Here is a 7111-nt window from a genome sequence, read left to right as displayed (position 1 = left end):
GAAGTTACAAATTTTTGGGGGTAAGGGTAAAAATACAATGTATGAGACGACAATTACCGATCCTAAAATCCATTTAATGTGGTTTAACAGGCGTCAATTACAATGAAGGATTGAGTCAGTCTGCTAAATGTAAAGATCGTAACAAAAACGGAACAGAATTTATGCACTCAAAAAGCATTTATTGATATAAAAAAACCGGACAAGATAATTGACGCGAACCGGACAAAGTAATTGACATTTGATACTTCATTCAAAAGTGCATCTGGACCTGGCATTGCAGACATTAAAAGGTCTTAAAAATTCAACATCAATCGTGGTTGACATATCTGAGATGCTTGCTGAATCATTGGACCGGACTCCTTCGTTCAGTGGGCATATCCCATACAGCAAGTACCATTTATTGTTCTGGTGCGTTGAATCTCTCCACGCGGTTCCGGATATAAAGATTGATAAAAAAAGAACCATCGGCACCATCGCATTGTCCCTGCAGCAATCGTACTTGCGTATATTGGCTGACATGGTCCATGGGCAAGGGTATGGTGTCGAAGAACAGGATGCTTTTTTTACATTGGGGTGGCCTCTTGTTTTCAGGTATTTTTCTGAAAAGCAACGTTCCGAGTTTGTATCTGCCGTTGACCTCACAGGCATTCAGCCGGATTTGTCGGATTACAGTTTTTCCTTGGCGATCAGAACACATTTCAGGCTGTTGCTATGCCTATATGGCGATCAAAATATAAAAGAGGGTGGCTGGACAAAGGAAATTGAAGAACAATTGGCAGGGTTTGTAGTCGAATACGGTTTCCCAAATGGCGCGACACTTGGGATTTTTTGTCACATTCACGAAAAAGGTTTGAATCTATGGAGCCTATTTACAGAGTCTTTAAATCAATTTGATCCCACAGACCGATCTGAATTAATCGATCAACTGCTGGAACTGAATATTCCTTTGGTCAGCTTAATGGAACTTGAGCATTATCTGGTTATTCCAGCGGACAAGGCTCGGCTGCTCAAGGCAATTCAGAGAAGAAAAATAAAGGAAGATGAAATATCCTGGGTCCCGGAAATAGAGAAAGGAATTCAGCTAAGCCTGGTGCAAAAATCCTATTCTCTGGCTAATTCATTGATTGAATTTGGCAAAAAAAGAGCGAATCCAGTTCACAAAGATTTGTGGCAGATGCTCGAATTTCGGTCTATGCTTCATCAAATCCATGATAACGATAATGAATCGATTGAGGATCGGGTACAACGTATAACTGATCTGCCGATTCCGGATTTTTCTAATCGGTCCCAAGCCGATCCAAGAAATAGCTATCAGCGGAAAGCAGAGAGAGCCAAACGTTTTTTCACGGCCTTATTATTCTTCGAGCAAGACCCTGAAAAAGCATATATGTGGCTGGATCAGCTTTGTAAAGAATTTTTAAATTCATTATACAGGTTGAATCGCCTCTCGGCCAAAATGAAAATTCTGGATCAACATGACGCGTCATCAGATGAGTACTTAAATGTGGTAAACGATTGGCTTGAAGAGCGTAAAAACATCTTGGGGGAAAAGTTTTCAGAGTTCGAGTCGTTGATTTCGCTTATAGCGCTGTCAAAAGGAAATGACCCCGTAGCGTTTCATCTGGTTTGGTCAAAAGTACCCGAAGTCTATAGAATTAAAATTGAAATCGTTGAAGCATCGTGTGAATCAATGAAAAAATATGGTCTACTTAAAGAGGCGTTCGATCTGATAAATCGTGCAAGGTCTCATTACGGGGATCGTGCTGAAGAGGTACAAAAACTGGATGAAATAGCAAGGAATATTGGCAAAAAGATAGCACTTGATAAAAATATTCATCCCTCTTTCTTGGTCCAAAATGAAGGATTGACTGTTGCCAAAACAAGAGCGGTTTGGAATGAGATGAGAAGGTTTGACCAGGAAGCACAAGCACAGATTTTTCATAACAGGTATGAGCAGAATCAAGCGCTGCAGACATTTTTGCTGGATCAGGTACTTACAGTATGCAATGAGCTTTTATTAAGGGCACAAAATCTTAAACGCATTATAACAGGGAATCAGAGGTTACAAATTGAAAACCTCATTAATGATTGGTTTGTTTCCCTTTCAAGGTCTCAGTTTCTTTTAATCGGATGGACGGTTTCTGAAGGGGACCGAAGCGGAAAGTCTGAAACCGGAAAAGATTTAGGTATAAGCGATATCCGGCTTTTTGACAGCAATGGAATACCGTCTTTATTGTGTGAAGCCTTTCTTCAAGAAAATTATTCCAGTAGAGTTATTGAAAAGCATATTCACAAATTGGCAGGATATAACTCGCAAGGCGTTGGCATCATATTTGTGCTTGTTTATTGTCTAAGCGATGATTTCAACATGCTTTGCGATAAATATGTCGCTGTTCTAAATGGCCTAACCTATAATGGTTTTGATACAAAAAAAACCAAAAATAAGATTGATGAAATCAGCCCTGTTCGTTGTGCAAATGTTAGAATAAGAGTCTTCAAAGAAGTTCTATGCATGAATGCAAATCCCATATCAATTTGCCATGTTTTAATAGATTTTTCATGATTACATGAAAATTGGGAATTGTCCTTTACCCGTTTAAACGGGCAGAATTCGATTCTGCCATGCCGGCAGAAATAGGAGCGCTGACTGCCGTACCATTCTGCGGCCGAGACAAGGAAAAGTATCCTCAGCAAGGGGCGGTCAATCAAAAAATAGAGGGGATGAATAGAAAGATCAACTGAACGTTCAAAAGTGTTAACTTTGTTATCTACGTGGGATGTAATCCCTGCCAGAAAAGGCGTTGGCTTTTGGCATTGGTGAGGACTACCTCTCTGTCAGGCTCTGTTTCTCGGCCGGACGACTTCCACAGACTTTCTCTGTATTTGTAATCAGAAAAAGCATCAAGATCTTAAAATTGGGACCTGATTCGAGGTTCAACTGTTGTTAAATTTCCAATAACGCCATATGCAGCAGAGGATAAGGCTTTCCTTGACCGTCAAATTCCGAGCGTCCTATTACTGAGAATCCAATATGTTGATAAAAGCCCAGGGCCTGCTTATTCTGTTCATTGACATCGACCTTTGTTGCCCCCAGGTTATTGATGGCATGCGACACTAAAAATGAACCCACACCATTTCCACGGGCCTCTGGTGAAATAAATAGCATTTCAATATTGCCATCATGGACACCGCAAAACCCTATTATTTCACCTTCATTGTTTTTAGCACACTTCAAATTAACAACATCGAAGTACTGTTCAAGAATTAGTGGCCTAAGTTTTATTAAATCTTCCTCTGCCAAAAAATCGTGTGTTGCTCGAACTGATGATTCCCATATTTCTATCAACTTCTGATGATCTACCTTTTTGGCATCTTCAATCTTCATTGCTTAACTCGATAAAAATTAAACGTTGCACTTAACGGGTGCCGGACCACACGTAACGAGATTAACAGCTTTTTAGCATACACACTTTCTACCTTAGATGTATCTATTAAAGCCATACAGCCCAATCACCAAATTCAAATATCCCGCTACCGTGATGCAAATTACCCTCATTTTTCAACTGACGAAAAGCGTCACACATTCTTGTCAAGATTTCAGGTTGAATTTTCAAGGTATGATGTGCTGGAAATACATGCTTCACCGGCAGCATCGCTACCAATTCAAGAGAGTTTAGGTATGCTTCGGGGTCGGTAGACGGAAAGTAAGCAAATAACGTATCCTTGTAAACGAGGTCACCGGTAAAAAGATAGCCTCGTTCCTTTTCCCAAAAACACATATGCCCCGGTGAATGTCCTGGCGTATGTAGTATTTGAATAGAACGGTTTCCAATATCAATAATTGCATTGTCAGTTAATTTTTTCACTTCATTATGGATGTCACAGATCCCGAGCCCCGTATCAATAAGCAAGCTGAACTTAGAACCATTTAAGAGATAACAATGAGTTTCCTCCCAGTGGCGGTACTCGCTTATAATGTACGTTTTTTTGTCAATTTGATCTATTGTAAACCAATTATCCATTAGACTCTATTTTCACTTTTTATTGAACATATAGATTTTAATGAAATTCAACTTTTGTTTGTAATCAACCGCCTCCTTGCCTAAAGTCTTCCTGAAAAAACTGCTGCTGAAATCTACTCGGCCTCCCCCTGGTTGGCAGGGACAAGAGCCTGCTGTTGCGGTCTTTTAAGTCAGGTCAGTTTTTCAGCAGGCGAAGATCCCGTTTCACAATCATTCCTTTGGCCAGCTTCCCGATCACCCGGGTTCGGGCCAGGGGCTGGTTTTTGTGGGCCAGCAGTTCAGCGTTCAGCTCCTCTCGGTTTATCGGGGGCGGGGCCTGCCCGGGCCTGGGAACAAGCGACAGCGCCCCGGGTCTGCATGCCGCAACGCACTGGCCGCAGCCGATGCAGCGGTCCGGATCAATAAACGGCCTAGCTTTTTTCTTTTGTTCGTTGACCGGTTCGAGAAAGGACAGGGCCTGGACAGGGCATTTATCTGCACATTGTCCGCAGCCCGCGCAAGAATCAGTGGATAGTTCCGCCCTGAACCCTGTCTCCCAGAAATCCAGGGGCAAGGGCAGTTCTTTGTGCAGGCTCAGCATTGAACAACAGCAGCCGCAGCAGGAACATAAGAATTCAATCTTCCGGGTGTTAGAGGGCTGGAGAACCAGCCCCTCTTCCTGGTTCCGGCTGATGACGTCCATGACTTCAGCCTTTGTTATCTGCCGGCCCAATTCCATCTTAATCAGAGTCTGGGCAATGCTGCCCATGGCCATACAGGTCTCCTCCCGCTTGGTTTGTTTGCAGGGCATCCCCTGCAGAGCTTTCTTTTTCCTGCAGATGCACGGCAGAACCACAAACGGAGGGTCTGCCTTTTCAAGAAGGTAAAGAATCTGGTCATACTCTGCCGCCGGCAGGTCCGGGGCGATGCTTTTATTGACGGGGATGGTCCTCATCTGTGACCGGCCCGTGCCGAGAAAGGAGATGCCAAAACGTTTTTCCGATGTATAGGCCTTAAAATCCCGAATAAATTCCGGTGTGAGGCGGTTGACCTGAAGTTCGTAACTCCCTACCACCAAAGGAACGTTTGCATAAACATTCTGGTTGTTCTTTTGGTGGAATTCAATGCCCCCTTTTTTGACCATGGCTGTGAGATGCTTTTTCAGCGCGTCCATGGATGGAACCATATGGATGGCCCGATCGAAAATCACTTCCACTGGTTGGGGCTCATGGCTCAGGCAGGTGGCGATGGCAGCCTCTTCAGGTGAAAAAATATGTTTGAGCAGCCGGATATCCGCACCATCTGCCGACGGCGGGAATCCAACCGGCTGCCGGTCCAGGTGCTGCTGTAGCTTTCTGTAGGGCAGGTCTTCCGGGGTAGTGGCAATCGGTTTTTTCATAGGTTTGTGATATGCGATTTCGAATGGCCTGTCAATGGACGGCAATACGGGAATTATAATTTCTGAATTTGCGGGAAAAAATTAAGATTATGCCCTGTTTAAGATCTCAGTTCGTTGATTGCTAAGACAGCAAAACGGCCTCTAATTTTTCAATGAACCGTTTTTCTTCTTGACTCCCTGTTGTTGCAAATCGAATAAGAGGGAACTTATATTTTTGTAAAATCGAGTCTTTAAGTCTGTCTCTTTGCATTTGTTTTTCATTGCCGGCATGAAATGCGTGGCCATCAACCTCAACTGCTAACACAGCGGATTTATCCATTCGATTAAAGACAACAAAATCCAAATGAGTCCAGGAGCTGACTGCGAATTTTAGTTCATCTGCCGTCAATAAGCTTTGGTCCCGGATTAGCATTTTTAATGGGACATGGACTGCCACGCCTAAAAATTGGAACGTTTGAAGAGACAGAACCTTGGTGATCAATGCATACATCAGGTTCTCCGATTCATGCTCTGATATCATAATCGTTGTAGATGATTATGCATTTATCATCGATCAGCTGGCATTCTTTTATATCTGACGTTTTGTCCCGAAACCCTTCTTTACCTTTAACAAGAATAAGATCTGTTTCCGGATTCATTTTAGGATATTAAACCTCATTAGAATTAAAAGGGCATATTCTGTTTTCTTTATAAGAAAGTCTGGGTAACTTACTCAGATCTTTCAAGTTTTGTTGTGGGCCGAAGTCTTTGTGTAGATAGACCAAGGACGGCCCGTGGCCGTTATATGAAAAATGGCAAATCATTTCGGGCTTGAAACTTTATTTGTTGCGGGCATACAGCTATGTACGCTATATCTGCTTTTCCCAGTATACAACACCGGGAAGTGGATTTTCATAGTACGGCTCGATTTTCCTGAAGCCGAGGGTTCCATAAAGATGCATGGCCTCTTTGAGGTTTTCAAGCGTATCAAGCCGCATCAAAGAAAATCCCAGTTCTTGTGCGATCAAAATGATCTCCCGGACAAGCCTTCTGCCCAGGCCCGTGCCCCTTGCCTCCGGCCTGACAAAAAGACGCTTCATTTCACATATACCGTCACTATATCTACGAACCGCAACACACCCGACCATTCTTTCTCCATCAAGACCAATAAGGAGATCTCCGTCCGGACGTGAGTATTTTCCGGGTAACCCGGCAAGCTCATTCTTAAAATTTTGAAAATGCAAGTCTACATTAAGGAATGCTTCGTATTCCCGGAAAAGCTCTCGCACCGCTTTGATCTCTGCTTTTGTTTGTGCTTGTTTTATTCTCATTTCCTGAACAAACGCTCCTGGGTCAAGCCTGGGTGTTGATAGACCAGGTCGGACCCATGGCCGTTATTCACATTTAACCAGTTGACCTTACCTAATTTCATCCTGATGACACTCTAGCACTACAGCGACACTTGAACACCTAACTCTTTAGCGAGAGCCATCGTTCTTTTTCTATGGCTTTCATACGCAATGTCGTTACGTTTGAGGTGATACTTTATCATATTTATAGCCCCTTTCCATGTAAAAGAATTGATCGACAAAACAACTTGGACCAATTTTTTAACCATGGCTAAACTTAAGCAGTTTTTTTTACTTTTTGCCTGAGTCGAAAAAGAAAGTGCTGCGCCAGCATGACATAAAGCATGTGCCGATGCCATGCCGGCCATGATCTATGCTCATAA

The 7111-nt window shown here is 42.9% G+C and carries 7 protein-coding genes; 1 reads left to right on the top strand and 6 read right to left on the bottom strand.

Annotated elements, in window-relative coordinates:
• Positions 1–274: 274 nt before the first annotated feature.
• Entirely contained in the window at positions 275–2563 is a 2289-nt protein-coding gene (locus B147_RS0104035; RefSeq protein ID WP_020585963.1) for a hypothetical protein, read from the top strand.
• A gap of 381 nt (positions 2564–2944) precedes the next feature.
• Here the strand turns inward: B147_RS0104035 and B147_RS0104030 are convergent, their stop codons facing one another.
• From B147_RS0104030 to B147_RS0104000, 6 genes are all read right to left on the bottom strand, one after another.
• Entirely contained in the window at positions 2945–3385 is a 441-nt protein-coding gene (locus B147_RS0104030) for an acetyltransferase (RefSeq protein ID WP_020585962.1), read from the bottom strand.
• Positions 3386–3491: 106 nt separating this feature from the next.
• The gene (locus B147_RS0104025; RefSeq protein ID WP_020585961.1) at positions 3492–4022 is read right to left on the bottom strand and encodes an MBL fold metallo-hydrolase; all 531 of its coding nucleotides are present in this window, start codon (positions 4020–4022) and stop codon (positions 3492–3494) included.
• Positions 4023–4197: 175 nt separating this feature from the next.
• Positions 4198–5400 carry an ATP-binding protein gene (locus tag B147_RS27345; RefSeq protein ID WP_020585960.1) on the bottom strand — a complete coding sequence of 401 codons (1203 nt, stop codon included), beginning with the start codon at positions 5398–5400 and terminating at the stop codon, positions 4198–4200.
• A 121-nt stretch (positions 5401–5521) separates the two neighbouring features.
• A complete protein-coding gene (locus tag B147_RS0104015; RefSeq protein WP_083927803.1) occupies positions 5522–5920 on the bottom strand; it encodes a DUF2726 domain-containing protein in 399 nt (132 codons plus the stop codon).
• A gap of 328 nt (positions 5921–6248) precedes the next feature.
• Positions 6249–6710, bottom strand: a complete 462-nt coding sequence (locus B147_RS0104005; RefSeq protein ID WP_020585957.1) for a GNAT family N-acetyltransferase — start codon at positions 6708–6710, stop codon at positions 6249–6251.
• A gap of 119 nt (positions 6711–6829) precedes the next feature.
• Positions 6830–7096 carry a hypothetical protein gene (locus B147_RS0104000; protein WP_020585956.1) on the bottom strand — a complete coding sequence of 89 codons (267 nt, stop codon included), beginning with the start codon at positions 7094–7096 and terminating at the stop codon, positions 6830–6832.
• Between the last annotated feature and the right edge of the window lie 15 nt (positions 7097–7111).

It is taken from the genome of Desulfobacter curvatus DSM 3379, assembly GCF_000373985.1.
Taxonomy (GTDB): Bacteria; Desulfobacterota; Desulfobacteria; order Desulfobacterales; family Desulfobacteraceae; genus Desulfobacter; species Desulfobacter curvatus.
Note: the sequence above shows the minus strand (reverse complement) of the source record. Positions and strands in the feature narration are given on the sequence as shown.

Bases quoted from the DNA above. Each gene is read 5' to 3' on its own strand.
- B147_RS0104005 (WP_020585957.1), bottom strand. From the start codon at position 6,710: ATGAGAATAAAACAAGCACAAACAAAAGCAGAGATCAAAGCGGTGCGA.
- B147_RS0104015 (WP_083927803.1), bottom strand. From the start codon at position 5,920: ATGATATCAGAGCATGAATCGGAGAACCTGATGTATGCATTGATCACC.
- B147_RS0104025 (WP_020585961.1), bottom strand. From the start codon at position 4,022: ATGGATAATTGGTTTACAATAGATCAAATTGACAAAAAAACGTACATT.
- B147_RS0104000 (WP_020585956.1), bottom strand. From the start codon at position 7,096: ATGGCCGGCATGGCATCGGCACATGCTTTATGTCATGCTGGCGCAGCA.
- B147_RS27345 (WP_020585960.1), bottom strand. From the start codon at position 5,400: ATGAAAAAACCGATTGCCACTACCCCGGAAGACCTGCCCTACAGAAAG.
- B147_RS0104030 (WP_020585962.1), bottom strand. From the start codon at position 3,385: ATGAAGATTGAAGATGCCAAAAAGGTAGATCATCAGAAGTTGATAGAA.